Source organism: Chryseobacterium formosum, assembly GCF_026460885.1.
GTDB lineage: Bacteria > Bacteroidota > Bacteroidia > Flavobacteriales > Weeksellaceae > Chryseobacterium > Chryseobacterium formosus.
This window is the reverse complement of record NZ_JAOVZW010000010.1, coordinates 134,231-160,432: the sequence shown is the minus strand read 5'-3', so window position 1 is coordinate 160,432 and position 26,202 is coordinate 134,231. Positions and strand designations below refer to the sequence as shown.

General features: G+C 34.0%; 22 protein-coding genes and 7 tRNA genes. 24 read left to right on the top strand and 5 right to left on the bottom strand.

What is annotated here, in order from left to right:
* Positions 1–31: 31 nt before the first annotated feature.
* On the bottom strand, positions 32–391 hold the full coding sequence (locus OF897_RS09510; protein WP_267265455.1) for a nuclear transport factor 2 family protein: 360 nt from the start codon (positions 389–391) through the stop codon (positions 32–34).
* 59 nt (positions 392–450) lie between these two features.
* Here OF897_RS09510 and OF897_RS09505 point away from each other — a divergent pair, with 59 nt between their 5' ends.
* From OF897_RS09505 to OF897_RS09490, 4 genes are all read left to right on the top strand, one after another.
* Positions 451–966 (top strand): DUF1572 domain-containing protein, encoded by a 516-nt coding sequence (locus tag OF897_RS09505; RefSeq protein WP_267265454.1) that lies wholly within the window; start codon positions 451–453, stop codon positions 964–966.
* A 5-nt stretch (positions 967–971) separates the two neighbouring features.
* Positions 972–1,610, top strand: a complete 639-nt coding sequence (locus tag OF897_RS09500) for a hypothetical protein (protein ID WP_267265453.1) — start codon at positions 972–974, stop codon at positions 1,608–1,610.
* A gap of 66 nt (positions 1,611–1,676) precedes the next feature.
* On the top strand, positions 1,677–3,023 hold the full coding sequence (mtaB, locus tag OF897_RS09495) for a tRNA (N(6)-L-threonylcarbamoyladenosine(37)-C(2))-methylthiotransferase MtaB (RefSeq protein ID WP_267265452.1): 1,347 nt from the start codon (positions 1,677–1,679) through the stop codon (positions 3,021–3,023).
* Between the two features lie 57 nt (positions 3,024–3,080).
* Positions 3,081–4,583: an FMN-binding glutamate synthase family protein gene (locus OF897_RS09490; RefSeq protein ID WP_267265451.1), complete on the top strand. Its 1,503-nt coding sequence runs from the start codon at positions 3,081–3,083 to the stop codon at positions 4,581–4,583.
* 60 nt (positions 4,584–4,643) lie between these two features.
* On the opposite strand, the gene OF897_RS09485 is transcribed toward OF897_RS09490, so the two are convergent.
* Positions 4,644–5,378 (bottom strand): hypothetical protein, encoded by a 735-nt coding sequence (locus tag OF897_RS09485; RefSeq protein ID WP_267265450.1) that lies wholly within the window; start codon positions 5,376–5,378, stop codon positions 4,644–4,646.
* A gap of 54 nt (positions 5,379–5,432) precedes the next feature.
* On the opposite strand from OF897_RS09485, the gene OF897_RS09480 reads away from it, so the two are divergent.
* Positions 5,433–5,870 (top strand): RNA-binding S4 domain-containing protein, encoded by a 438-nt coding sequence (locus OF897_RS09480; protein WP_267265449.1) that lies wholly within the window; start codon positions 5,433–5,435, stop codon positions 5,868–5,870.
* Positions 5,871–5,888: 18 nt separating this feature from the next.
* Here the strand turns inward: OF897_RS09480 and OF897_RS09475 are convergent, their stop codons facing one another.
* Positions 5,889–6,404, bottom strand: a complete 516-nt coding sequence (locus OF897_RS09475; protein WP_267265448.1) for a shikimate kinase — start codon at positions 6,402–6,404, stop codon at positions 5,889–5,891.
* A 115-nt stretch (positions 6,405–6,519) separates the two neighbouring features.
* Between OF897_RS09475 and OF897_RS09470 the strand changes: the two genes are divergently transcribed.
* From OF897_RS09470 to OF897_RS09440, 7 genes are all read left to right on the top strand, one after another.
* Positions 6,520–6,592, top strand: a tRNA-Lys gene (locus OF897_RS09470).
* 35 nt (positions 6,593–6,627) lie between these two features.
* A tRNA-Leu gene (locus tag OF897_RS09465) sits at positions 6,628–6,710 on the top strand.
* Positions 6,711–6,790: 80 nt separating this feature from the next.
* Positions 6,791–6,863, top strand: a tRNA-Lys gene (locus OF897_RS09460).
* Positions 6,864–6,898: 35 nt separating this feature from the next.
* Positions 6,899–6,981 (top strand) — tRNA-Leu (locus tag OF897_RS09455).
* Between the two features lie 80 nt (positions 6,982–7,061).
* Positions 7,062–7,134 (top strand) — tRNA-Lys (locus tag OF897_RS09450).
* A gap of 35 nt (positions 7,135–7,169) precedes the next feature.
* Positions 7,170–7,252: transfer RNA gene (locus tag OF897_RS09445), tRNA-Leu, on the top strand.
* A gap of 80 nt (positions 7,253–7,332) precedes the next feature.
* Positions 7,333–7,405 (top strand) — tRNA-Lys (locus tag OF897_RS09440).
* Positions 7,406–7,500: 95 nt separating this feature from the next.
* On the opposite strand, the gene panC is transcribed toward OF897_RS09440, so the two are convergent.
* Entirely contained in the window at positions 7,501–8,346 is an 846-nt protein-coding gene (panC, locus tag OF897_RS09435) for a pantoate--beta-alanine ligase (RefSeq protein ID WP_267265447.1), read from the bottom strand.
* Positions 8,347–8,514: 168 nt separating this feature from the next.
* Between panC and OF897_RS09430 the strand changes: the two genes are divergently transcribed.
* The 8 genes from OF897_RS09430 (at position 8,515) to OF897_RS09395 (ending at position 18,758) form a co-directional block, all read left to right on the top strand.
* On the top strand, positions 8,515–9,285 hold the full coding sequence (locus OF897_RS09430; protein WP_267265446.1) for a glycogen/starch synthase: 771 nt from the start codon (positions 8,515–8,517) through the stop codon (positions 9,283–9,285).
* 11 nt (positions 9,286–9,296) lie between these two features.
* A complete protein-coding gene (locus OF897_RS09425; RefSeq protein ID WP_267265445.1) occupies positions 9,297–10,919 on the top strand; it encodes a DUF4270 family protein in 1,623 nt (540 codons plus the stop codon).
* Positions 10,920–10,954: 35 nt separating this feature from the next.
* Complete coding sequence (glmS, locus tag OF897_RS09420) at positions 10,955–12,808, top strand: glutamine--fructose-6-phosphate transaminase (isomerizing) (RefSeq protein WP_267265444.1); 1,854 nt, start codon at positions 10,955–10,957, stop codon at positions 12,806–12,808.
* Between the two features lie 108 nt (positions 12,809–12,916).
* Positions 12,917–14,332, top strand: a complete 1,416-nt coding sequence (gene porK / locus OF897_RS09415; protein WP_267265443.1) for a T9SS ring complex lipoprotein PorK/GldK — start codon at positions 12,917–12,919, stop codon at positions 14,330–14,332.
* 58 nt (positions 14,333–14,390) lie between these two features.
* Complete coding sequence (gene porL, locus OF897_RS09410) at positions 14,391–15,083, top strand: type IX secretion system motor protein PorL/GldL (protein WP_267265442.1); 693 nt, start codon at positions 14,391–14,393, stop codon at positions 15,081–15,083.
* A 39-nt stretch (positions 15,084–15,122) separates the two neighbouring features.
* Positions 15,123–16,712 (top strand): type IX secretion system motor protein PorM/GldM, encoded by a 1,590-nt coding sequence (gene porM, locus OF897_RS09405; RefSeq protein ID WP_267265441.1) that lies wholly within the window; start codon positions 15,123–15,125, stop codon positions 16,710–16,712.
* An 18-nt stretch (positions 16,713–16,730) separates the two neighbouring features.
* Entirely contained in the window at positions 16,731–17,669 is a 939-nt protein-coding gene (gene porN, locus OF897_RS09400) for a type IX secretion system ring subunit PorN/GldN (protein WP_267265440.1), read from the top strand.
* A 54-nt stretch (positions 17,670–17,723) separates the two neighbouring features.
* A complete protein-coding gene (locus tag OF897_RS09395; RefSeq protein WP_267265439.1) occupies positions 17,724–18,758 on the top strand; it encodes an NAD(P)/FAD-dependent oxidoreductase in 1,035 nt (344 codons plus the stop codon).
* A 29-nt stretch (positions 18,759–18,787) separates the two neighbouring features.
* Here the strand turns inward: OF897_RS09395 and OF897_RS09390 are convergent, their stop codons facing one another.
* Complete coding sequence (locus OF897_RS09390) at positions 18,788–19,177, bottom strand: hypothetical protein (protein ID WP_267265438.1); 390 nt, start codon at positions 19,175–19,177, stop codon at positions 18,788–18,790.
* 290 nt (positions 19,178–19,467) lie between these two features.
* Between OF897_RS09390 and OF897_RS09385 the strand changes: the two genes are divergently transcribed.
* The 4 genes from OF897_RS09385 to OF897_RS09370 all read left to right on the top strand — a co-directional run bounded on the left by OF897_RS09385 (position 19,468) and on the right by OF897_RS09370 (position 25,836).
* Positions 19,468–19,857: a hypothetical protein gene (locus OF897_RS09385; RefSeq protein WP_267265437.1), complete on the top strand. Its 390-nt coding sequence runs from the start codon at positions 19,468–19,470 to the stop codon at positions 19,855–19,857.
* 199 nt (positions 19,858–20,056) lie between these two features.
* Complete coding sequence (locus OF897_RS09380) at positions 20,057–21,139, top strand: efflux RND transporter periplasmic adaptor subunit (RefSeq protein WP_267265436.1); 1,083 nt, start codon at positions 20,057–20,059, stop codon at positions 21,137–21,139.
* 73 nt (positions 21,140–21,212) lie between these two features.
* Positions 21,213–24,407 (top strand): efflux RND transporter permease subunit, encoded by a 3,195-nt coding sequence (locus OF897_RS09375; protein WP_267265435.1) that lies wholly within the window; start codon positions 21,213–21,215, stop codon positions 24,405–24,407.
* The gene (locus OF897_RS09370; RefSeq protein WP_267265434.1) at positions 24,394–25,836 is read left to right on the top strand and encodes a TolC family protein; all 1,443 of its coding nucleotides are present in this window, start codon (positions 24,394–24,396) and stop codon (positions 25,834–25,836) included. The genes OF897_RS09375 and OF897_RS09370 overlap by 14 nt, the downstream gene beginning before the upstream one ends.
* The last annotated feature ends 366 nt before the right edge of the window (positions 25,837–26,202 follow it).

Below are 26,202 nucleotides of genomic sequence, written 5' to 3'. Positions count from 1 at the left end.
AACAAAAGCCATTTCCAAAAGAGATGGCTTTTTAGCTGAATGCTTCAGTATCTTTGAAATAATCTGATAAATAAAGAATTTTACCCGATTCTGAAAACTGTATGATTGTACAAATTTGGTTTCTGTACGAATCTCTTCCAGAAAGATTTCCTAAAGAATCAGTTAAGTAAAAATATTTATCATTTCCCAAATTGAAAATTTCAGAAACATTCCATTCGATGTTTTCATATCGTCTGAAAATAGCTCTGAATAACGCCAAAACCCGAGTTTTTCCTGAAATTTCTTTTGCAGGCGGAATCCAGATTACAGTTTCATCATTAAACCATTTTTCAAGTTCCTGAAGATTTAAGGAGTTCAAATCCTGCATAAAATGGCTTATCTTACAATTCATAGGCTGCAATTTACTATTATATACGTGAAAAATGCTAAATTGGTTTTAAATTAACTAAAATGCAAGATTTATTTATAAAACGTTTCGAGTATTACAAAATGCTTGGTGATAAATCATTTGAGCAACTTTCGGACGAACAGATTTTCTGGCAATTTAATGAAGAAAGCAATTCAATTGCAGTTATTGTCAAACATATTGCAGGAAATATGTTGTCGAGATGGACTAATTTTTTAACGGAAGACGGCGAAAAATCCTGGCGAAATCGTGATGAAGAATTTACCAATACTTTCAAAACAAAAGCTGAGGTTTTAGATTTTTGGGAAAAAGGCTGGAAATGTTTTTTCGATGCTTTAAATCAGATTAATGAAGAAAATCTAAATTCTACAATTTATATCAGAAACGAACCTCATTCAGTAATTGATGCGATATTCCGTCAATTGGCACATTATCCTTATCACATCGGGCAAATTGTTTTTATCGCTAAAATGATTAAAAATAACGATTGGAAAACACTTTCCATTGCAAGGAATAAATCTGACGACTTTAATTCTGAAATGAAAGATAAATTTAGATAGTTGGCATGAAAAACTTTTTAATACATAGTAAAGAAATTGTCTCTGATTTGTTTTTAGAAAGGAATATCACAGATTTTCATTCTGCTTGTCAATTTATTTCCCAATTGCCTTACAAGAGGAATTATGATAAAAGTAATATCCATTGTGTTTTTGATGATTTGGGCGGAACTTGCAGTACAAAACATGCCGTTTTACGCAAATTAGCACTTGAAAATAACCAGCCAAACGTCAAATTAATTCTTGGAATCTTTCAAATGGATTCCGAATACACCAGGAAAATTAAAAATACGCTGGAAGAATTTAAGCTTGATTACATCCCCGAAGCGCATAATTATTTAAAAATTGAGAACGAGTATTTTGATTTTACAAAACCTGAATCTGATTATACTCAGTTTAAAAATAAATTGCTGATTGAAAGAGAAATAGAATTCAATGAAATTGTTTATGAAAAGATTTCGTTTCATAAAAATTTTCTTCAAAAATGGATTGATACAGAGCTTATTCCTTACACTTTAAATGAAATTTGGGATATTAGAGAACAATGTATCAAAGATTTGCAAAAGAATGATGAGGTTGAAATTCATTATTCATCTCCGGTTTGCTATCAAAACAGTGCGGAAATTAGTAATGAATACAAACAATAGATTCAATCGATTTACTATTCATATTAAATTGATTATCTTTGCACCCACAAAATTCAGGAACAATAAATGTCTCACTTTCATAGAACTGCCGCATTTCACACCCTTGGCTGCAAATTAAATTTTGCGGAAACATCCACTATTGCCCGTCAATTAACAGATGCAGGTTATGATAAGGTGAGTTTTGATGATAAAGCAGATATTTATGTTATTAATACTTGTTCGGTTACAGAAAACGCAGATCGTGAGTGTAAACTTCACGTAAAAAGAGCCATGAAAGCCAATCCTGAAGGTTTGGTGGTAATTGTTGGATGTTATGCTCAGTTGAAACCTGAAGAAATTTCACAAATTACAGGTGTTGATTTGGTTTTAGGAGCCAAAGAAAAATTCAATATTCTAAGCTATCTTGATGATTTGGAAAAATCTGAAAGTGAAGGTGTTGTACATTCATGCGAAATTGAAGAAACCGATTTTTTCATTGGAAGTTATTCCATTGGTGACAGAACCAGAGCTTTCTTAAAAGTTCAGGATGGATGTGATTATAAATGTACTTACTGTACGATTCCTTTGGCTAGAGGAATTTCTCGTTCAGATACCATCGAAAACGTTATTAAGAATGCCAGAGAAATTGCGGCGAAAGACATCAAAGAAATTGTTTTAACTGGTGTAAATATCGGCGATTATGGTAAAGGCGAATTTGGTAACAAAAGACACGAACATACTTTCTTAGATTTAATTTCAGAATTAAATGAAGTTGAAGGAATAGAAAGAATTCGTATTTCATCGATTGAACCGAACCTTTTGAAAGATGAAAGTATCGAATTAGTTTCAAAAAGTAAGAGTTTTGTTCCGCATTTTCATATTCCTTTGCAATCAGGAAGCGATGATTTATTGAAAAAAATGAAGCGTCGTTATTTAACGAAATTATACAACGACAGAGTTAATAAAATTCGTGAAGTAATGCCCGATGCGGCAATTGGTGTTGATGTAATTGTTGGTTTTCCTGGCGAAACTGAAGAGTTGTTCATGGAAACCTATAATTTCCTTAATGAACTTCCGATTAGTTATCTGCATGTTTTCACCTATTCTGAAAGAGAAAACACAGAAGCTGTTGGAATGGATGGAATTGTTCCGATTCCTGAAAGAAAAAAACGCAACAAAATGCTTAGAATTTTATCTGAAAAGAAAAAGATGGCATTTTATCAAACTCAGCTCGGAAAAACACTTCCTGTACTTTGGGAACACGAAAACAAAGACGGAAAAATGTTTGGCTTCACAGAAAATTATGTGAGAGTACAAAAAGATTTTGACCAATCTTTCGTTAATCAAATCGAATTCTTAAAATTAGAAAAAATCCTGTCAGATGGCACGGTTTCTGTGCACTCTTCCTACGAAAGTTTTTTAGCGAAAGCATAGTCTTTCTGCTAAATTTCCATTAAATTTATTCTTTAACATTTTTAAATCTACATTCTTATGAGAGATAAGTTTTTATCTTGGGGAATTGTATTGGTTTTGGCTACCTTGGTGGTGTCATTACTAATCAAAGCGCATTATTGGATTCCAACACTTTTGGCGGCTATTTATGCTTTAGGTGTTTACAATGCTTATCAAAGTAAACACGCAATTTTAAGAAACTTCCCTGTTTTAGGGTATTTCAGGTATTTTTTTGAGGGAATTTCTCCTGAAATGCAACAATATTTTATCGAAAGAGAAACGGATGGAAAACCTTTTCCTAGAAATCAGCGTTCAGCAGTTTACAGAAGAGCAAAAAATTTAAGCGATACTGTTCCTTTTGGAACTCAATTAGAAGTCAATCATAGAAAATATGAAGGAATTAAGCATTCTATTTATGCTAAATCTCCAAAAGAAGAACTTCCACGAGTTTGGGTCGGAGGTGAACAGTGTACGCAGCCTTATCATGCATCTCTTTTTAATATTTCGGCAATGAGTTTTGGTGCGTTAAGTGACAGAGCCCAAATTTCATTAAATAAAGGCGCAAAAAAAGGAAATTTTTATCATAATACAGGAGAAGGTGGAATTTCTCCGCATCATTTGGAAGGTGGCGACCTTTGCTGGCAAATTGGAACTGGATATTTTGGATGTAGAGATGATGAGGGGAAATTTAATCCTGAATTATTTACAAAATATTCTACGCTTCCAAGTGTGAAAATGATTGAGATTAAATTATCTCAAGGCGCAAAACCAGGTCACGGTGGTGTTTTGCCAGGAGTGAAAAATACTCCGGAAATTGCGAAAATTCGTCACGTACAACCAGGTCTTACGATTATTTCTCCGCCTTCACATTCTTCTTTTTCGAATGCTGCAGGATTATTAAATTTTGTCAAACAATTAAGAGAACTTTCTGGCGGAAAACCTGTCGGATTTAAATTGTGCATCGGTGATACTAAAGAGTTTGAAGATATTTGTGTTCAGATGAATGTTTTAAAAATCTATCCTGATTTTATTACAATTGATGGAGCAGAAGGTGGAACTGGAGCTGCTCCACCGGAATTTTCAGATGGAGTAGGAATGCCTTTAGAACCCGCTTTGATTTTCGTAAACAGAACGCTGAAAAATTATAATTTAAGAGATAAATTAAGAGTCATTGCAAGCGGAAAAGTTCTGACGAGTTTGGATATTTTGAGAGCTGTCGCAATGGGAGCAGATATGTGTAATAATGCGAGAGGATTTATGTTTGCTTTAGGCTGTATTCAGGCATTGAGATGTAATAACAACAATTGTCCGACCGGAGTTGCAACGCAGGATAAAATGTTGATTAAAGGATTAGATGTTACCGATAAAGCAGAAAGAGTTTATCATTTTCATAAAAATACTTTACACACTTGTAATGAATTAATTGCTGCGGCAGGAAGAAGTTCTTATGAAGAAGTTGATGCATCTATGTTTATGAGAGGTGATGAATTTGAACATCTTTCAGATAAATATTTTCCTGATATTTTAGGAAATGTGAGATAAACGGAAAAATAAAAACGGCTTCAAAATGTTTTGAAGCCGTTTTTATTATTTTAACTGAGATTATTGTTGATCTACAGGTCTTGTTTCTGTATGATAAATCTGGAAATTAAAAACAAAGGTTATGTTTTTAAGACCGTAGTAATTTTCATTTCTTGCAAAAGCAGCTTTTGAAGGAACGATGATTACCCCTTGTAAATTAGGTAAATTACTGTTTGGAAGATTTTGAAATCCATTGAAATATTTTAATCCTTCTTTAAGACCTGGAATTTCATAATAGCTACGTGGTTTTGCATCTGTAACGATATTTTTTTTAGCGTAATAAAATGTAGGATCTGTAACTGGAGAACCGCTGCCGTCGAGAGTATTTAATAAACTACCATAAGAAGTTAATGATACATTTCCATCTGTTTCTGTTGCTAAATAATAATTAGCTCTCATCATTGTTTTAATAAGACTACCTGTAGTAATTGAATTTGAGTCTGTATTAATTGGTACCCCCGGATTGGGTTGAGCTCCGTCTCTTTTAATATAAATAACTCCGGAAGGAAGTGTAACTGGGCTTAGCTGAGAAAGTTTTTTCTCATTATCATCAGAAGTATCTGAACTGCTGAAAGCTTTTATGTTTCCTTGAGAATCTAAGTAGTTGTTATCCATAAATTTTTGGATAGCCTGGTCATCGTATGTATTTCTTACATTAATATCTTCCGGTTCTACGAAAGTTTCCACTTCATCATCCTTTTTACAAGCTGCGAAACACAATGATCCTGCAAGGATATACAAAAATATTTTTTTCATTTAAAAAACTTTAATTACTTTACAAATAATATAACGACAAAAGTATAAAAAAATATGAGAATAGATAAATTTTTGTGGAGTATTCGTTTTTATAAAACAAGATCGGTATCTGCGGATGAAATAAAAAAGAACAGAGTTTCTATCGGAGCATCGGTCGTAAAGTCCTCAAAAGAAGTGAAAGAAGGAGATGTTATTAAAATTCGTAAAAACCAAATTGAGTATAAAATTAAAGTCATTCAGATTCCTAAAAGTAGAATAGGAGCTAAATTGGTTTCGCTTCATATAAAAGATGTTACAGATAAAGATCAATATGAACAGTTAATGATGCGTAAAATGTCTCAGGAATATTACAGAAATAGAGGAGAGGGAAGGCCTACCAAAAAAGACAGACGTGATATGGATGATTATGTTGAAAATGATGTCACTGCAGATTTTACAGATTGGGATGATTTCTTTGGTGAAGATGGAAGTGATTCTGAAAAAGAAGATTAATATATAAAACAAAAAGCTCTAGAGATAGAGCTTTTCTGTTATTTCGTTGATGATGTCTTCAGGATTTTTATTGTCTGTATTGATACTAAATTGAGCTTTTCCGTAAAAAACATTTCTTTCAAATAAATGTTTTGCAATAAATTCGGGTAAATCTTCATCGGAAATTTTGGCAATTAGAGGTCTTTTTTCTTTTTGTTTTGAAATTCTTTCTGCTAAAGTTGCAATCGAAGCTCTCAAAAAAACGCTCTTTGAATTATTATTAATAATTTCCATGTTGTTATAATAAGCCGGAGTTCCTCCTCCCAGACTCAAAACGATGTTTTCCTGAGTAGCTAAAATTTCCTCCAAAGTTTCTCTTTCTAGCTTTCTAAAGTAAATTTCTCCCTTTTTCTCGAAGATTTCAGGGATTGTCAGTTTATTTCGCCTAGAAATTTCTTTATCTAGGTCAATTAATTTGAAATTTATTTTATCGCTTAATATTTTGGAAATGTGAGATTTGCCACTTCCCATGTATCCGACTAGTGAAATTATCATGAATTTATTTTAAACAAATTTGCGAAAAAGTTTTGAGATAATGAAAAAAGTCCTATCTTTGCACCACTAAAAACAAGGGACATACTTAACACTGAAACTTGATAATAAAGTGACCGACTCGGTAGCTCAGCTGGTAGAGCAATACACTTTTAATGTATGGGTCCTGGGTTCGAATCCCAGCCGGGTCACTAGCAAAAAATCTTACAAATTCGTAATTTTTTTTGCCTGCGTGGTGAAATTGGTAGACACGCCATCTTGAGGGGGTGGTTTCCTAAGGATGTGCTGGTTCGAGTCCAGTCGCAGGCACTGCAGAAAAAAATATTTAATTAATTATTGATATTATATAAAAATAATTTTATATTTGTCGTCGTTAATTTGATGTGACCGACTCGGTAGCTCAGCTGGTAGAGCAATACACTTTTAATGTATGGGTCCTGGGTTCGAATCCCAGCCGGGTCACTAGCAAAAAATCTTACAAATTCGTAATTTTTTTTGCCTGCGTGGTGAAATTGGTAGACACGCCATCTTGAGGGGGTGGTTTCCTAAGGATGTGCTGGTTCGAGTCCAGTCGCAGGCACTGCAGAAAAAAATATTTAATTAATTATTGATATTATATAAAAATAATTTTATATTTGTCGTCGTTAATTTGATGTGACCGACTCGGTAGCTCAGCTGGTAGAGCAATACACTTTTAATGTATGGGTCCTGGGTTCGAATCCCAGCCGGGTCACTAGCAAAAAATCTTACAAATTCGTAATTTTTTTTGCCTGCGTGGTGAAATTGGTAGACACGCCATCTTGAGGGGGTGGTTTCCTAAGGATGTGCTGGTTCGAGTCCAGTCGCAGGCACTGCAGAAAAAAATATTTAATTAATTATTGATATTATATAAAAATAATTTTATATTTGTCGTCGTTAATTTGATGTGACCGACTCGGTAGCTCAGCTGGTAGAGCAATACACTTTTAATGTATGGGTCCTGGGTTCGAATCCCAGCCGGGTCACAAGTTTACTGAAAAGTAAATTTTTTTCATATTAATATTTTGTGATTTGGTGTTCAAAGGCTTCCATTAGGAAGCCTTTGATTTTTTATGTCAGTTCACAAATGCATATTGTCAATTAATCGTACTCCATCTACATTTACCACGATAAATGCTCTGTAAGAATTTCCTTCTTCTTTTTTGTTGATTTCTTTTAACGTGTTTTCATCAGCAATTAAAAAATATTCTAATTCCATATTTTCCTGATTAGTGAATATTTCATTTACTTTATCTTTTATTTCTGAAATAGAAATACTTTTAAACCAATCTTTAACTTGAGTTAATGTTTCGTAAATGATTTTAGAATCTTCTCTTCTTTGTTCAGACAAACGTTGATTTCTTGAGCTTAAAGCTAAACCGTTTTCGGCTCTGTAGATATCTACTCCTTTTATATTGATAAAAAGCTGTTTTTTCTCAACCATTTTTTTGATGATGGCTAATTGTTGGAAATCTTTTTCTCCAAAATAAGCGTTATCTGGTTTTACCTGTCTGAAAAGTTCTTCAACCACAGTTCCTACACCGTCAAAATGTCCAGGTCTTGATTTTCCTTCCATTTCATTTTCCAATCCATCATAATCGTAGCGTTGGCTTTCCGTCTTTTCTGGATAAATATCTTCAACTTGTGGAAGATAAACTGCATCAACCAAACCTGAGTTTTCAAGAATTGAGATGTCTCGATCGGTGTCTCTTGGATATTTTTCTAGATCTTCAGCATTGTTAAACTGTGTGGGATTAACAAAAATTGAAGAAATTACCAAGTCGTTTTCTTTTCTCGCTGATTCATATAGAGAAAGGTGCCCATTGTGCAGAGCTCCCATTGTTGGTGCAAAACCAATCTTTTTGCCCATTTCTTTCTGTCTTTCAATGAAATCCTGAAGCGTTTTTTTATTTTTTAGAACTTCCATAGTTTATTTTAATAACAATTCAAAAATACTAAATATTAGAGAATTCATTTTTAGTTTTAATACATTAATGTCAACAACTATCGTAAAAAAATGTTAATTAGAATAATGTTGAATGTTTTTTCGTAATTTTGCAAATTAAAGCATTATTTAAAATTATATAAAAATTATATGCCCAATCAGAAAATACTGTACATTACCACAGAGATGTACCCTTATCAGGAAGACACGAATTTAGCAGCGGTGGTAAACAAAATGGCACTTAAAATGCACCAAGAAGGCAATGATGTAAGAGTTTTTATGCCACGATTTGGACAGATAAGTGAAAGGAAATTTCAGCTTCATGAGGTGATTCGCCTTTCGGGAATGAATATTATTATTAACGATTTAGATCAGCCTTTAATTATTAAAGTAGCTTCTTTACCGGGTGAAAGACTTCAGGTTTATTTCATCGATAACGAAGAATATTTTAAGAGAAAACAATATTATTTTGATGATGAAGGAGTAGCGTATGAAGATAACGACGAAAGAGCAATCTTCTTTGCACGTGGTGTGATTGAAACGATTAAAAAACTAAACTGGGTTCCGGATGTTATTCATTTGAATGGATGGATGTCTTCTTTTGTGCCTATTTATCTTAAAACTTACTACAAATCTGATACTTACTTCAAAGATGCTAAAATTGTTCTTTCATTATATAATGAAAAGGATGCTCCTTTAGCTGGAAACGTAGGTGAGAAATTGAAATTCGATAATATTTCAGATTTAAATGCGTTAAATAACCCTAGCTTCGAAAGTTTCGTGATTGAAAGTATGAATTACGTTGACGAGGTTGTGAAAGGTGACGAGTTCCTGAATGGTGAACTTGACAAAGCATTTAATGAAACTTCTACTTCAAAGTCTGAATATTTGGATGTAGAATCTATCAGTAAACTATATTAATATACATTTTGATGATTTATAATATTAGAAAAATTTTCACTATCCTTTCTGTTATGGTTTTGGGTGGTGCATTAGTTTATAATTGTGAACCGGAACCAGATTCTTTGGGAGAACAATTGTTTTTAGATGGTGCCGCAAATGGAAATGAATCTTCTTATGATCTTATTGCCTATAATATCAAAAATAACGATTCAATAAGAACAGATGCCTTTAAGCTTTTGGATTTAATTAGTACAAGTTCTACTTCTTCAAGAGCTGTTTTAGGAGCGTTTAATGAGAGTCAGTTTGGGATGCAGAGAGCTTCTTATTTTACTCAAGTAAGATTGGCGACTTATAATCCTGATTTTGGGACTAACGCAGTTGTAGATTCTGTAGTTTTGGTTGTTAAGCCTGTTTATCGTGCAGATTCACTTAAAGCAACTACAACAGATGAGAATTATATTTATCCTGATGGAAATGTAGATGCGAAAAAAGTTGTTAGCACATATCCTATTACAAAATTTGGAAAAGCTAAAAAAAGTTTAACGCTTGAAGTACGTGAAGTATCAGATTTTATGAATGGCTTTAATGATATCGTGTATTCTGATAAGAAATTTGAAACATATACTCCTGTTTTAGGTTCAAAAGAAATTGCAGATGGTAATGTAAGTTCAGTTACTATTACAAAAGATTCTGATAATTCAGCATTATTTACTTCTGCGTCGCCTGCTATAAGAATTAAATTATCTGATGCGAATACATTATTTCAAACAAAAATTATTAATAAAAAAGGGCAACCTGAACTGAATAGTGTTTCAAACTTCATCAGACATTTCAGAGGACTAAAAGTTTCTGTAACTAATATTGATGGTTATTTATTCCAGATCTATCCAAATGATATGGAATTAATCATGTATTATAAGAGTGATTTGGTTGATTCTAATGGTACAACTACAAGACCTCAGACGAAATACGCTTTCGATTTAAAATCAGCAAACACGCATTCTGGTTACTATGAATATAATAGAGCAGGAGCCACAATTCAAACCTATGCTAATGGAAATACTGCAACAGGAGATTTGAAACTTTATGCTCAAGGAATGGGAGGGAACTCAATTGGTGTAAAATTCCCGGTTGCTACAATTAATAAGCTTAAAGAGTTGTATCAAACTAATAAAGCTGCTATTATCAGTGCTAAAATCAGAATTTACACAGATAAATCTCAATGGTCAAATGCTTATCCAAAACCATCTAGTTCCGATCTTACAATCGTACAAAGGGATAAAGATGCGGAAGGAAAACCTACAACAGCTTACACAACAGATTATACCTCATTGGGAGCTGCGTTTATTCCTGTGAGAGCTTATGATGTAGATAAAAATCCTGCTTACTATGATTTTACTGTAACGCAGTCGCTTAAAGACATCGTAGAGTCTACTACCAATGTTGATTATAGTAACAGATATTTTAAAATAGATCTTTCTCAATTTTTACCAAATTCTTCTGGTGCTTTAGCAGGATATGCTTACACATCAAGATCATTTTCTCCATTAAGAGCAGTGTTTGTTGGTTCAGATCCTACAAATGCAGACAATGATACAACAGTTACTCCAAATGAAATAAAACTGAGAGTGACTTACGGAACAAAAAAATAAAAAACTAAAAATACTTAAAAACACTTGATTAAATTATGTGCGGAATAGTTGGTTATACAGGTTTTCAAGATGCCTATGATATTGTCATCAATGGTCTTAGAAGATTAGAATACAGAGGTTACGACAGTGCCGGAATTGTGTTGGAGAATGAAACCAGCAGCTTTAGTGTTGAAAAAACTAAGGGAAAAGTAGATGACTTGGTTAATATTGCCAGTAATTTAAGAGGGACTGCAAAAATAGGTATGGGACACACTCGCTGGGCGACTCACGGTGTTCCAAGTGATAGAAATTCACATCCGCATGTTTCAAATAATGGTAAAGTGGCTATTGTTCACAATGGTATTATCGAAAACTATGATACTATTAAAACAATGCTTACCGAAAAAGGATTCTCATTTAAATCTGAGACCGATACTGAAGTTTTAGTTAATCTAATTCAGTATTTTACAGATTTAAATATTGAAACGGATTTTCCTACAGCTGTAAGATATGCATTAAATGAAGTTTATGGAGCTTACGCAATTACTGTAATGCACGAAGATTATCCAGGTATTTTAGTTGTTGCAAGATTAGGTTCTCCTTTAGCAATCGGTATCGGTGAAAAAGAATATTTCATCGCATCTGATGCTTCTCCTTTCGTAGAATTTACAAAAGAAGCTATTTATCTTGAAGAAGGTCATATGGCGACAATTTCTTTAGAAGGTGGTGTTGATATCAGAACAATTACAGATAACTCTAAAATTATTCCTGAAATTCAGGAGCTTAAATTAAGCTTAGAGCAAATCGAAAAAGGTGGTTATGAGCATTTTATGCTTAAAGAAATTTTCGAACAGCCAAAATCTATTCACGATACAATGAGAGGAAGACTTATTGTAAATGAAGGAGTAATTAAAATGGCTGGAATTTGGGATCATATCGAAAAATTCAAAAATGCCAATAGAATTATCATTATTGCTTGTGGAACTTCTTGGCACGCAGGTCTTATTGGTGAATATTTAATTGAAGAATTTGCAAGAATTCCTGTTGAAGTAGAATATGCTTCAGAATTTAGATATAGAAATCCAATTATTACAGATAAAGATGTTGTAATTGCTATTTCTCAGTCAGGAGAAACTGCAGATACAATGGCTGCTTTAAAATTAGCTAAAGAAAGAGGTGCATTTATATATGGTATCTGTAATGTAGTAGATTCATCAATTGCAAGAATTACAGATGCAGGATCTTATACTCATGCAGGACCAGAAATTGGTGTTGCTTCTACAAAAGCTTTTACTGCTCAGTTAACTATTCTTTCTCTAATTGCTTTAAAATTAGGTAAGCATAATGGTAATTTAGGAAATGCTGAATTCATGAGTCTTATTTCTGAATTAGATGCTATTCCTAAAAAAATTGAAGAAGTTTTAGAAGCTACTCACGAACTTACTCAGCATATTGCTAAAGATTTCATCCAAGCAACCAATTTCCTTTATTTAGGAAGGGGTTACAACTATCCTGCTGCTTTGGAAGGAGCTCTTAAATTAAAAGAGATTTCTTACATCCATGCAGAAGGTTATCCTGCGGCAGAAATGAAGCACGGACCAATTGCTCTAATTGACGAAAACATGCCAATCGTTATCATTGCCCCTAAAAAAGGACATTATGATAAGATTGTAAGTAATGTTCAGGAAATTAAAGCTAGAAAAGGAAAAGTAGTCGCTGTAGTAAATAAAGGTGATAAACAAGTGAGTGAAATGGCAGATTATGTGATTGAAATTCCTGAGACTTCAGAATGTTTCTCTCCAATAGTTGCATCAGTACCTTTACAGTTATTGGCTTATTATATAGCAGTGTACAGAGGAGCGAATGTAGATCAGCCAAGAAATCTTGCAAAATCTGTAACTGTAGAGTAAAAAGTACTTGGAAATAAAATAAGTTTAGATTTTTTTCGTTATTCTAAAAAAAATCTTAAAAGTTTCTTAAAAAAATTATATATTTACGGCTTAATTATAAAAATTAACATGAAAAGGATATTTCTTTTATTATTGTCTGCGTCGGTAGCATCGGTATCTTGTTCAGGTGGTGGATCTTCTTCTGTAGGGAAGCCAGGAACAAAAGGAGAATTGATACCTAGAGAAAAAACAAAATCATTTGTTGCACAAAGACCTTATGGTATGGTGGCAATTCCTGGCGGTTCGTTTATTGCGGGTATGGCCGGTGAATCATTTACCAATAATGGCGAAACTGCACCTTTGAAAACGGTAACAGTAGCTCCTTTCTTTATGGATGAGGCAGAAACTACTAATGCAGAATACAGGGTTTTCATTAATTATGTAAGAGATTCTATTGCTAGAACTATGCTTGCTGAAGCTGCCGGAGAAGGTGGTGATGGTAAAGGTAGAGGTCAAAGTATTGGTGATTATGCTTACCTAGCTAAAAAAGAAGAAAACCTTACACCATATCAGGAATATCTTGAAGGCGCAGGAGGAAGAGATGATGGTTTTGATGCAAGCAAAAGATTAGATTGGAAAATTCCATTGCATTGGAGTACATCTAAATATCCGGATGTAGAATATGCTGAAGTGTTAGAGTCTATGTATTTACCGGCTTCTTCTAGAGTAGGTAGCGAAAGACTTATTGACGTAAGTAAATTAAAATACAACTATAAGTGGGGAGATATGCAAGCTGCTATCGCTGATAACGAAAGAGGTGTAAACTTCTTGAGAAGCGAAAGTATTGCAATTTATCCTGATACAACAGTTTGGGTAAACGATTTTCACTTTACTTATAACGAGCCATTGTTTGAGCAGTATTTCTGGCATAAAGCTTACAAAGATTATCCTGTTGTAGGGGTAACTTGGGACCAAGCAAGAGCATACTGTAATTTCAGATCTAAATTAAAGTCTGATTATAACGAAAGCTTAAAAAGAAGACAACAAAGACCTTTAGAATTCCGTCTTCCTAATGAAATGGAATGGGAATATGCTGCAAGAGGAGGTAAAGAAAATGCTGATTATCCTTGGGGAGGTCCTTATTTAATGGACGACAGAGGTTGTTATTTAGCTAACTTCAAACCGAAAAGAGGTAGCTATATGGAAGATGAAGTAAAAGGAACTTATACTTACACTGCTCCTGTAAAAAAATTCAAAAAGAATGGTTTTGGATTGTTTGATATGGCAGGTAACGTTTCTGAGTGGACTGTTTCAGGATACAACAATTCTGCATACGGATTCTCTTCTACTTTAAATCCTTCTGTTACAGCTAAAGCAGATAACAAAAAATCTGTAAGAGGTGGTTCTTGGAAAGATGTTGGATATATGTTGATGAACGGTAGAAGAGATTGGGAAAACAAAGATTCTGCAAGAAGTTATATCGGTTTCAGAACTGTACAAGATATTCCTGAAGCTGCTGTTAAAGTAAAAAGAGTTAACAGATAGGAATTCTTGAAACTATTTCAATATTAATTTATTTAAAACTTAAAAAAAACTAACTTATATGTTTAAGACTAAAGATGCTTGGATGAATTTCTTCTATTCATTCGGTGCTGCAATTGTAATTCTTGGAGCTTGGCTTAAAATTACTCACATTACCTTGGGACCAATTAACGGTAACATCGCTCTTACAGTAGGGCTTGTAACTGAGGCAATTATCTTTATTATTTTCGCGTTTGACCCTCCAGCTGCTGAAGAGTCTTACCACTGGGAAAATGTTTATCCTGAATTGTTGGATAAGCATGCAAACCCAAATCCTCTACATTCAAATATCTCTGCAAAGAATACTGGTGCTCAGTTTGCTGAATTAGAGAACTCTCTTTCAACTAAGTTAGACAAAATGCTTCAGGATGCTAAGCTTGATGTACAATTGTTCGACAGATTAAGAACAGGTATCGATAAGTTTTCAAACTCTGTAGATCAAATTAATCAAACTGTTGACGTTTCTGCTTCTACGCACAAATACAACGATCAATTAAACAAAGCTGCGACACACATGGAAAGCATGAATGCTCTTTATGCAATGCAGTTAGAGAACGGTCAAAAACAGTCAGATTTCGCTAAAAAATATGTTGACGATATGCAAAAATCAGCAGAGCAGTCTGAGAAATTTAATCAAGAATTACAAGGTTTAACAACTAACTTAAATAGCTTAAACAGAGTTTACGGTGGTATGTTAACTGCTATGAAGTCATAATCCTAGTCATTAATTTAATCAAAAACTAAAGAAAAGAGAATGGCAAAAGGAAAACAGACTCCACGTCAGAAGATGATCAACCTAATGTATTTGGTGTTCATCGCAATGATGGCCCTAAACATTGATGTTGAAATCATCAGATCATACTATGACTCTACAAAAGCTCTTAATGAAACAAGATTTTTGACAGAGCAGAAAAATGAAGATATTTTCGAAAAAACATTAGAAGCTAAAGCACAACAGGTGCCGGACACTTATGCAACACCTTGGGAACAGTACAAAGCACTGAAAGCTAAGATTGATGTATTGGTAAAATCAGCTGAAGAAATTAAAGTAACGCTTAAAAAGCAATCTGACTTCCATGATAAAGATCCTAAAACAGGAAAAGACATGGATGTAAGTGAAAACTTCTCAGCATTAAATAATAATGAAGCTACAACTGAATATTTCTTTAAAGAAGGTGATGAGAATTCTCCTTCTACAAAAGCTCTAGAGCTTAAGAAGCAATTGGATGATGTAAGAGCTTATATCGTTAGCACTTTTGGAGGTAACCCACAGTTATTAAAATTAGTAGATAGAGCAAACAGATCTATCATCGCTGAATATCCTGCTGGAAAATCTCCAAACGGTAAGACGTGGTTTCAGAATAAATTCTATCACCAACCGCTTATCGCTGCGATTTCTAATTTAGAAATTATTCAGAATGATGCAAGAAACGTACAGTCAGATGCATTGGCATTGATGCTTCAGGAAAAAGTTGATGCAAGTATCAAATTTACAAGCTACGAAGCTATTGTTTCTGCTCCTACGGATGTTCAAGCTGGTAAGAAAGCTGAGGCAGTAGTTATGTTAGGTAACTATTCAAACAGCAGCAAAATCAGTATTAGTGGTGTAAGCAGACAAGAAAACGGTAAAGGTTACCTTCCTTTAAATACTGGAAGTATTGGTGAGAAAAAGATCGGTGGTGTAATTACTTTAACAGATGCTACAGGAAAAGCTCAGCAATTCCCTTTCACGCATACTTATAATGTAATCGCTGGTCCTCAACAGGTAAAACTAGAACAAGGTCTATTGCTTTCTGCTGATAAGATGAATGTAATGTATAGAGGATTGCAAAACCCTGTTTCAGGATCTATTTTGGGTGCAGATAATGCTCAATTATCATTAACAGCCTCAAGCGGAAATGTTTCAAGTGCAGGTAAAGGTAAGTGGAATGTAAAACCAACCACTGGTAATACTATTAATTTAACGCTTTCAGGTACTGACCCTACAGGTAAAAGAGTATCTCAGGTATTTGAGTACAGAATTAAAAATGTACCACCACCACAAGGCCAGATGAGAGGACAAAATTCTCTTAGTATGCCGGCTACTTCAATTAAGAATCAAACCGTACAGGCAGCGATTCCAGACTTTGATTTCCCAGTTAGCTTCACTGTTACAGAATTTATGGTGAGAGTTCCTGGTAAAGCTGCAATGCTTGTTAAAGGAAATTCACTTGCTGATGCGGAAGGTTTATTGAAAAATGTTAGATCTGGAGATATAGTTTCTATTATTGAGATTAAGGCTACTGCTCAGGGGCTTGAAGGACCTGTCAAAAGAATCTCTCCAATCGTTATTAGTGTTCCATAAAATTAAATAGCAATTATTATGAAAAAATATATTAGCAGTCTTTTAGTTTTAGCATCTGGGTTTGCATTCTCTCAGACTATTCTAAACGCTTCTTCTCCGGAAGAATTCAGACAGATGAGAGCTGAGAATATGAAAAAAGTGGGAGATACTGTTATTAGTAATAAAGTAACTCCTTTAGAATACGGTTTTGTAGATGAGAAAGACATCTTAAAAAGTATGACTGTTTGGGAAATTATCGATTTAAATGATAAAATTAATCAGCCATTTTACTATGACAATCCCAATGGACTTCTATCCAAAACTACAAGATCTTTATATTCGGTTTTATTGGATGGGGCGATGAATGGTAAAGTTGATGAAGTTTATGACGATGAAAATTTTTCAATTAAACTAAATCCGGAGCAAATAAAAGCTAGACTACAGAAAATCGTAACCAATGACGTTTTAGTTGATATTATTGCATCTGGAAGAAAACCTACTGAGCAAGAAATAAAGGAAAATACAGATGTTTTTGAAACTACAACAGAGAATGTTAAGGTTTTAAAAATTATGGGAATGTGGTTCATCGACAAAAGAGATGGTATGATGAAATACAGACCTCTTGGTATAGCCGCAATGGGTCCTGATCCAGCTGTACAAGGTGTTTTTGATGCTGATGGTAAACCAATTGCTGGTAAAGATGAATTGATTGATTTGTTTTGGATTTATTATCCAAAAGCTAGAGATATTTTAGCAAACAATTTTGTATTTAACAGGGCAAATTCGTCTGCGGATTTATCTTTTGATGATGTGATCAATGCAAGAAGATTTTCTTCAATTATTTACAAATCTAGCACGGGTACCGGAGATGGTACAATCAAAGATTATATTCCAAGAAATGCTGAAGAGCAATTGGCTGAAAGTCAAAGAATCAAAGATCAGATTCTTCAAATGGAAAATGATATGTGGAATTACTAAATTTCACTTGATATTTATAAAAAACCTGAGTACATTTACTCAGGTTTTTTTATTATGCAAAACGTCGATTACATCATCGTTGGTGATGGTTATGCAGCATTATTTTTTGCTCATCAGTTACTTTTAAATAACAAATCATTTGTAGTTTTCTCAGAAGGTAAGAAAAGTGCATCCCAAATTTCGGCGGGTATTATCAATCCTGTTGTGCTTAAAAAATTTACTACTTTTTGGCTGGCTCAAGACCAAATAGACTTTCTAAAAAAGTCTTTAAAAGAAGTAGAATCTTACACAAATGAAAATTATTTAATTGAATCTCCCATTCATAGGATTTTTCATGATGAAAATGAACAAAAACTTTGGCTGAAAAAATCGGCTAATGATGATTTAAAAAACTTTTTAGACGAAAATTTTGATCATTTAAATATAGTAAAAAACGATTTTGATACAGGAAAAGTAAATCAGTCAGCAAGGCTTAATGTTCAAGGTTTTTTTGATGGTCTATTGAGTTATTTAGGTAATAATGGAAAATTAGTCAAGGAAAAATTCAATTATTCTGAAGTTAACGTTATTGATTCAACATATAAAGATTTTAAGTTTAAAAATATTCTATTTTGTGAAGGAATGGGAGTGAAAGAAAATCCATACTTTTCAAATATTGAAGTTATTCCAAACAAAGGTCATCATATTCGGGTAAAACTTTCGGAATCTCTTCCAAAGGACATTACGATTAAGAAAAAACACTTTTTATTTCCTTTAGAGAACGGACTTCATTTTTACGGCGGAACTTATGACCGTGAACAATTGCATCACGAAATTGACGATTCTGCCGTTGAACAATTACAAAAAGGATTGTCAGAGTTTTATCCAAATGATTTTGAAGTTAAGGAAATTCATTTTGGTTTCAGACCAACGGTAAAAGACAGAAGACCAATTTTAGGAAGACATTCAGAACATTATAATTTTTATGTTTTTAATGGTTTGGGTGCAAGAGGGATTTTAAATGGATGTTATTTTTCAAAAACTTTATTCGATTTTATTGAAAACAATATTCCGTTGCCAAAGGAAATTTCAATTGACAGATTTAAATAAAAAAAGACGCTTCTAAAAGCGTCTTTCTGTTATTGTGAAGCCATCTTTGTTGAGGCTTGATCTCTTTTTCCGTGGAATAAAACCATATCGACGTCTTTTTTCAAGAAAGTAACCTCATTTTTGGTTTCATTGAACTGGTATTTATTATCTGAGGTTGAAAACCCAGAATTTTCAAAGTTTTTGTGAAGTTCATAGGACTGTCCGTTAAGATGAAGAATCACTTTATTCTTCGTGTTATTGGTGATAACTTCCATTTCATCTCCGTGACGATCAGTGATTGTTTCTTTTACAATATCATCGTTAGAAACTTCAGTTGGTGTCTCTATTATCTTTAAATCCGGATCTTTAGCAGAATGTTTACATCCTGTTACTAATAAGGTACATAGACCTAAAAGTATTATAGATAATGCTTTTTTCATAATAATTAGTGTTTTGATTAGCAATGAAATTTTGTGTATATTATTGCTGATAAAAGTACGATTATTTTTAATAAAAAATGTTAATTTTTGATAAAATAACTGAATTTATTTATTTTAACATCTCTTTGATTATTGTTTATGAATCGGCTGTCAAATTTTGTGCTGTATGATTGAGTTTTATTAATCTGATAATAAAATCAGTTCTAAAGTTTCAGTTAATTTAAATTACAGTTAAATTTTGTTAATTGATTTTAGATTTCATAAATCTAGGCTTACATTTGTTGCTTCAAATGAAAAACGCAATTATATATTTTTTTACCTGCCTTTTTCTGCTCTTTGTAGTAGAAAGCAGACTCAATGTAAATACGTTGCGTAATGATTATACCAATCATAGTTCTCAAAATCTTCCAAAAAGAGCAAACCGTCTAAATCAGACTTTAGAAAAAATATCTGTTCAACAGCAAAGTGATAATGCTGCTGCTAGTTCTTTTGAATTAGATGAAGGTAATTTTCAAATTTCCGATGCTGCTAAAGCAGTTTTAGTTTTTGCAAGTGTTTTTGGACTCATCTATTTATTTGGCTTAAATTATCGCAAAAGATTCAAGCCACAGGTTTTCGATTTTATTACAGATAGTCTTTCTGTAAAAAGATTCATTTTTATACGTTCTATCAGAATATAGAACCTTTTCGATTCAACTTATATTTTGTCTTATTCTAAAGACAGAGTAATTCTGTGCGTTTATTCTGCACAATATCATTTATTTTTCATTTACGATTTATCCCTCAAAATTTATGAAATCGAAAGTCTTTGGTCATTAAGAACTAATTACTTTTTTGTGATTTCATCGGGCAATTTTTAAAACAAACAAATTTATACCTATGAAAAGAGTAGCTTCATTTGTCGCTCTCGGCACTGTGCTGTTGTTGTTAAGTTGTAACAGCAAAAAAGAAGAAAAACAAGAAGATTCTGTGTATCCGGTGACGTCACCTGTGAAAATAGATACTATTATTAATAAAGATTATGTCGCCCAGATTCAATCGGTTAAAAACATTGAAGTTCGAGCTCAGGAAAAAGGTTTCCTTGAAAAAATCTACGTTGATGAAGGTCAATATGTAAAAGCCGGACAGACATTATTCAGAATTATGCCTCAATTGTATCAGGCTGAATTATTAAAAGCAAGAGCCGAAGTTGAACAGGCTTCAATTGAACTTAGAAATGCAAGCACATTATCCGACAATAATATTGTTTCTAAAAACGAAAGATTAATGGCTAAAGCTAAATTGGATGCTGCGAATGCTGAAATGAAATTAGCTCAAATCCATCTTTCGTTTACAGATATTAAGGCTCCGTTCTCAGGAGTTATCGACAGAATTCCTTTGAAATTGGGAAGTTTGGTGGATGAAGGTGATCTTTTGACGACACTTTCAGACAACACTGATATTTACAGTTATTTTAATGTTTCTGAACCTGAATATTTAAATTATCAGAAAAATGTTGCAGACCGTGGAAATCAAAATGTGAATCTGGTAATGGCAAACGGAGATTTATTTAATCAGACCGGACAAATTCAAACGATTGAAGGTCAGTTTGATAACGAAACGGGGAATATTGCTTTCAGAGCGAAGTTCCCGAATCCAGAAAAACTGTTGAGAAATGGTGAAACCGGAAAAGTACGTATGACTTTACCGTTAAAAAATGCTTTAATTATTCCTCAGAAAGCAACCTACGAAATTCAGGATCAGAAATATGTTTTTGTTGTCGATAAAAATGGGGTAGCAAAATCTAAAAATATTAAGGTTGCTTATGAACTTCCGGATATTTATGTTGTTGCATCTGGTCTTTCTGGAGGTGATAAGATATTGTTGGAAGGTGTTCAGAAAGTGAAAGACGACCAAAAAGTAAAAGTAAAATTACAAGATCCGAAGAAAGTTCTTCAGTCTTTAAAATTAAAAGCAGAGTAAAAATAAATGATAATTGATAAGCGATCATTGATCCATCATTCATCATTAATAATTTATCATTTATAATTTTTTTATGTTTAAAAAATTCATACGCAGACCTGTTCTGTCGATTGTAATCTCTTTGATTATCGTTTTTATGGGAGTTTTATCGTTAATGAAACTTCCTATTACTCAGTTTCCTGCGATTTCGCCACCAAAAGTAAATATTACGGCAACGTATCCGGGAGCGAATAACGAATTATTGATTAAATCTGTAGTTATTCCTTTGGAAAGAGGGCTAAATGGTCTTCCGGGAATGAAATATATGACTTCTGATGCCGGAAATGATGGGGAAACCTCCATTCAGGTGGTATTTGATTTAGGAACTGATCCGAATGTTGCAGCAGTTAATGTTCAAAACCGTGTTTCTTCGGTAGTAAATAAACTTCCACCTTTGGTGGTGCGTGAAGGGGTGAAAATTACCCGTGAAGAACCGAATATGTTGATGTACATTAACTTATACAGTGACGATCCTAAAGCTGACCAAAAATTCCTTTTCAACTATGCAGATATCAATGTAATGTCTGAATTGAGAAGGGTCAGCGGAGTTGGTTTTGCCGACATTTTGGGAACCAGAGAATATGCAATGCGTATTTGGTTGAAACCTGACAGATTAACAGCTTACAATATTTCAGCTGATGAAGTAATGGAAGCTTTAAACCAACAAAGTTTGGAAGCTTCCCCAGGAAAAACAGGGGAAAGTTCGGGTAAACGTTCTCAGTCTTTTGAATATATTTTAAAATATTCCGGACGTTTTAATAATGAAAAAGATTACGGAAATATTATTCTTAAAGCTAAATCTGCCGGCGAATTTGTAAGATTAAAAGATGTTGCCGATATCGAATTTGGTTCTTCGATGTACGATATTTATTCTACATTGAACGGAAAACCCTCTGCTGCGATTACGGTAAAACAATCTTACGGGTCAAATGCGAGTGACGTTATCAAAAATGTAAAAACCTTAATGGCTCAGTTGGAGAAAACCAACTTTCCGAAAGGAATGCATTACGACATCAGTTATGACGTTTCAAGATTCCTGGATGCATCAATAGAAAAAGTAGTCCATACTTTATTTGAAGCATTTATTTTGGTAGCGATCGTTGTATTCTTATTCTTGGGAGATTGGCGTTCAACATTGATTCCGGCAATCGCAGTTCCAGTTTCTTTGGTAGGAACCTTTGCGGTGATGTCCGCATTTGGAATTACCTTAAATATGATTTCGCTTTTTGCTTTAGTAATGGCAATTGGGGTCGTCGTCGATGATGCGATCGTAGTAATTGAAGCAGTCCACGCCAAGATGGAAGAAAAAGGTCTTTCTGCATTAAAAGCAACTGAAGAAGCAATGCACGAAATCAGTGGAGCAATTATCGCAATCACTTTGGTAATGGCTGCTGTATTTATTCCGGTAGCATTTATGTCGGGTCCGGTGGGAGTTTTCTACCGCCAGTTCTCGATTACAATGGCTTCATCGATTATTCTTTCAGGAGTTGTTGCTTTGACTTTAACTCCGGCTTTATGTGCTTTAATTCTAAAAAATAACCACGGAAAAGCTAAAAAGAAAGGTCCTATCACAATTCTTTTAGATAGATTCAATGGTTTATTTAATAAAGGAGCTGGGAAATATGAAAAGTTATTGAATAAAACAGTAACTAAAAAATTCATTACACTTCCTTTGTTATTGATTTTCTGTGCATGTACTTACTTTTTAAGCAATTCATTGCCTTCAGGATTTATTCCTAGTGAAGATCAAGGGATGATTTATGGAATTATTCAGACTCCACCTGGTTCAACATTAGAAAGAACGAATCAGATCGCAAGAGAATTGTTGAAAGAATCTGAAGATATTGATGGAGTACAGTCTGTTTCTTCATTGGCAGGTTATGAAATTCTGACAGAAGGAACCGGTTCAAACTCAGGAACGTGTTTGATTAACCTTAAAAGTTGGGAAGAACGATCAGAATCTGCCGCTGAAATCATTGAAAAGCTAGAAGAAAAAGCCAAAAATATTCCGGGAGCCAATATTGAATTTTTCCAGCCGCCTTCTATTCCTGGTTATGGAGCTGCAGGTGGTTTTGAATTGAGACTTTTGGATAAAGCAGGAAGTGGTGATTACCAGAAAATGGAGCAGGTAAGTACAGATTTTGTAAAAGAATTGAAGAAACGTCCCGAATTAGGATCTGCTTTCACATTCTATTCTGCGAGTTTCCCTCAATATATGCTTAAAATCGATAACGATTTGGCCGAACAAAAAGGTGTGAGTATCGAAAAAGCAATGGATAATTTATCAACATTAATTGGTTCAAACTACGAAACAAGTTTCATTCGTTTCGACAGACCTTATAAAGTGATTGTTCAGGCGGGTCCACAATATCGTGCTTTGCCAAGTGACTTGATGAAATTGTATGTGAAAAACGATAAAGATCAAATGGTTCCATACTCAGATTTTATGCATTTGGAAAAAGTATATGGTCTTTCGGAAATCACAAGACATAATATGTATAATTCTTCTGAAGTGAGTGGAACACCAGCTCCGGGTTACAGTTCCGGACAGGCCATTAAAGCCATTCAGGAAGTTGCTGATAAAACGTTACCGAGAGGTTTTGGAATCGACTGGGCGGGAATTTCAAAAGACGAAGTAGGTCGTGGAAACGAAGCAGTTTATATCTTCTTAATCTGTTTAGGATTTGTTTATTTAATTCTTTCGGCGCAGTATGAAAGCTTTATTCTTCCTTTACCGGTAATTCTTTCTTTACCTACAGGTATTTTCGGAGCATTTTTATGTTTAAAACTTTTAGGTTTAGAAAACAACATTTACGCACAGGTTGCAATGGTCATGCTGATTGGACTTTTAGGTAAAAATGCCGTATTGATTATTGAATTTGCAGTTCAGAAAAAAGCCGAAGAAGGAATTTCTGTAGCGAAAGCAGCAATCGAAGGAGCAGCAGTTCGTTTCAGACCAATTTTGATGACCTCGTTTGCATTTGTAGCAGGGTTAATTCCTTTGGTAATGGCAACCGGACCGGGAGCTGTAGGAAACAGAACCATCGGAACCGCTGCTGCAGGAGGAATGCTTTTGGGAACCGTTTTCGGACTAATGATTATTCCTGGATTATATTACATTTTCGGAACTATTGCAGATAAAACCAGATTGGCAAAATATGAAGAAGAAAATCCTTTAACAGAACAAACAGAACCTTATCAACACGATGATAAACATGAAGATTTATAATAAATATATTGCAGCCATTGCGGTGTTGCTTGTTTTGGCAAGTTGTAAAGCGCCGATGGCGACTGTAATTCAAGACGAAGTAAAAAATAATATTCCTGAGAATTTCAATCAAAATGAACAGCAGGATGTAAATAATAACAGCGGAACAACACCTTGGAGACAGTTTTTTACAGATCCGAATCTGGTAAGTTTAATTGAAACTTCTCTTAAAAATAATCAGGAGTTGATGATTACACTTCAGGAAATCGAGATTGCCAAAAGTGGAGTCGTTGCCAAAAAAGGAAAACTTTCTCCAACTGTAAGAGCAGGTTTAGGAGCCGGAGTTAAAAAAGCAGGTCGTTACACCAGCGAAGGAGCGGGTGATGCATCCACTGAAATTGAACCCGGAAAAGAAATGCCTGATCCGCTTGGAAATTTCGAAGGCGGTTTGATGGCAAACTGGGAAATCGATATCTGGAAAAAACTTAGAAATGAGAAAGATGCCGCAGTTGCACATTATCTTTCGACGGTTGAAGGAAAGAATTTTGTTCTTTCAAATCTGATTGAGGAAGTGGCCGATAATTATTACGAATTATTGGCGCTGGATAATCAGCTGGATATTATTCAGCAGTATATCACATTGCAAAAAAGAGCTTTGGAGATTTCAAAAATTCAGAAACAGGCAGCTGCAGCAACGGAATTGGCGGTGAAAAAATTTGAGGCTGAATTGGCAAAATCAAAAGCGACAGAATATACAATTCGTCAACAGATTACTGAAAAGGAAAATCAGATCAATGCACTTTGTGGTCGTTATCCGCAACCGATTGTGAGAACGAAAGAGAGTTTTATGTCTACCATTCCGCAAACGGTTTATACGGGAATTCCTTCTCAGTTATTGGCAAACCGTCCCGATATTAAGCAAGCTGAATTAGAATTAAAAGCTGCAAAATTAGACGTAGAAGCAGCAAGAAAAGAATTCTATCCAAGCTTGGAAATTTCTGCAACTTTAGGATTGGAAGCATTTAAACCTTCTTATTTAGTTAAAATGCCGGAATCAATTGCTTATAATTTAGTTGGAGAATTGGCAGGACCGCTGATTAATAAAAGCGCGATTAAAGCTAATTTTCAAACAGCAGATGCAAAACAGATTCAGGCTTTATACGAATATGACAAAACGATTCTGAATGCGTATTTGGATATTTCAAATCTAATGTCAAAAGTAAAAAACATCGATCAGTATTATCAGTTGAAGTCTCAGGAGACTCAGGCTTTAGATCAATCCATCGATATTGCCAATCAGCTTTTCAAAAATTCGAGAGCAGATTATTTGGAAGTTTTATTAAACCAAAGAGACGCTTTAGATGCAAAAATGGAATTAATCGAAGCCAAAGAAAAACAGTTAAGTACTGTAGTCGACATCTACAAAAGTTTGGGTGGCGGCTGGAAATAATTTTTTTTATATTCATATATCATTATTTCAATCGTTGGGTTCGGCTCTGTTTTCAGAGCCGAACTTTTTTATAAATAATATCGTAATTGAAAAACAACTCTGTTTGTAAATTCCTTCGAGCGACGGAGGTTTAAAACAACCTTGTTTGTAACTTCCTGCATTCGCATTTTATTTAAAACAACCCTGTTTACGACCAACTGCAAACGCAGGAAGTCTACTGCAACTTGCGGGAAACCTCATGCGTTCGTAGAAAGTCTCCATCACTTTGTTTGTAACAAATCAACTTTTTGAGTTTTTTCAGTCGAAGATTTTTCTAAAAATAGTTTAATTCAAAATAAAACACGTCAAGTTTTGGCGCATTACAGC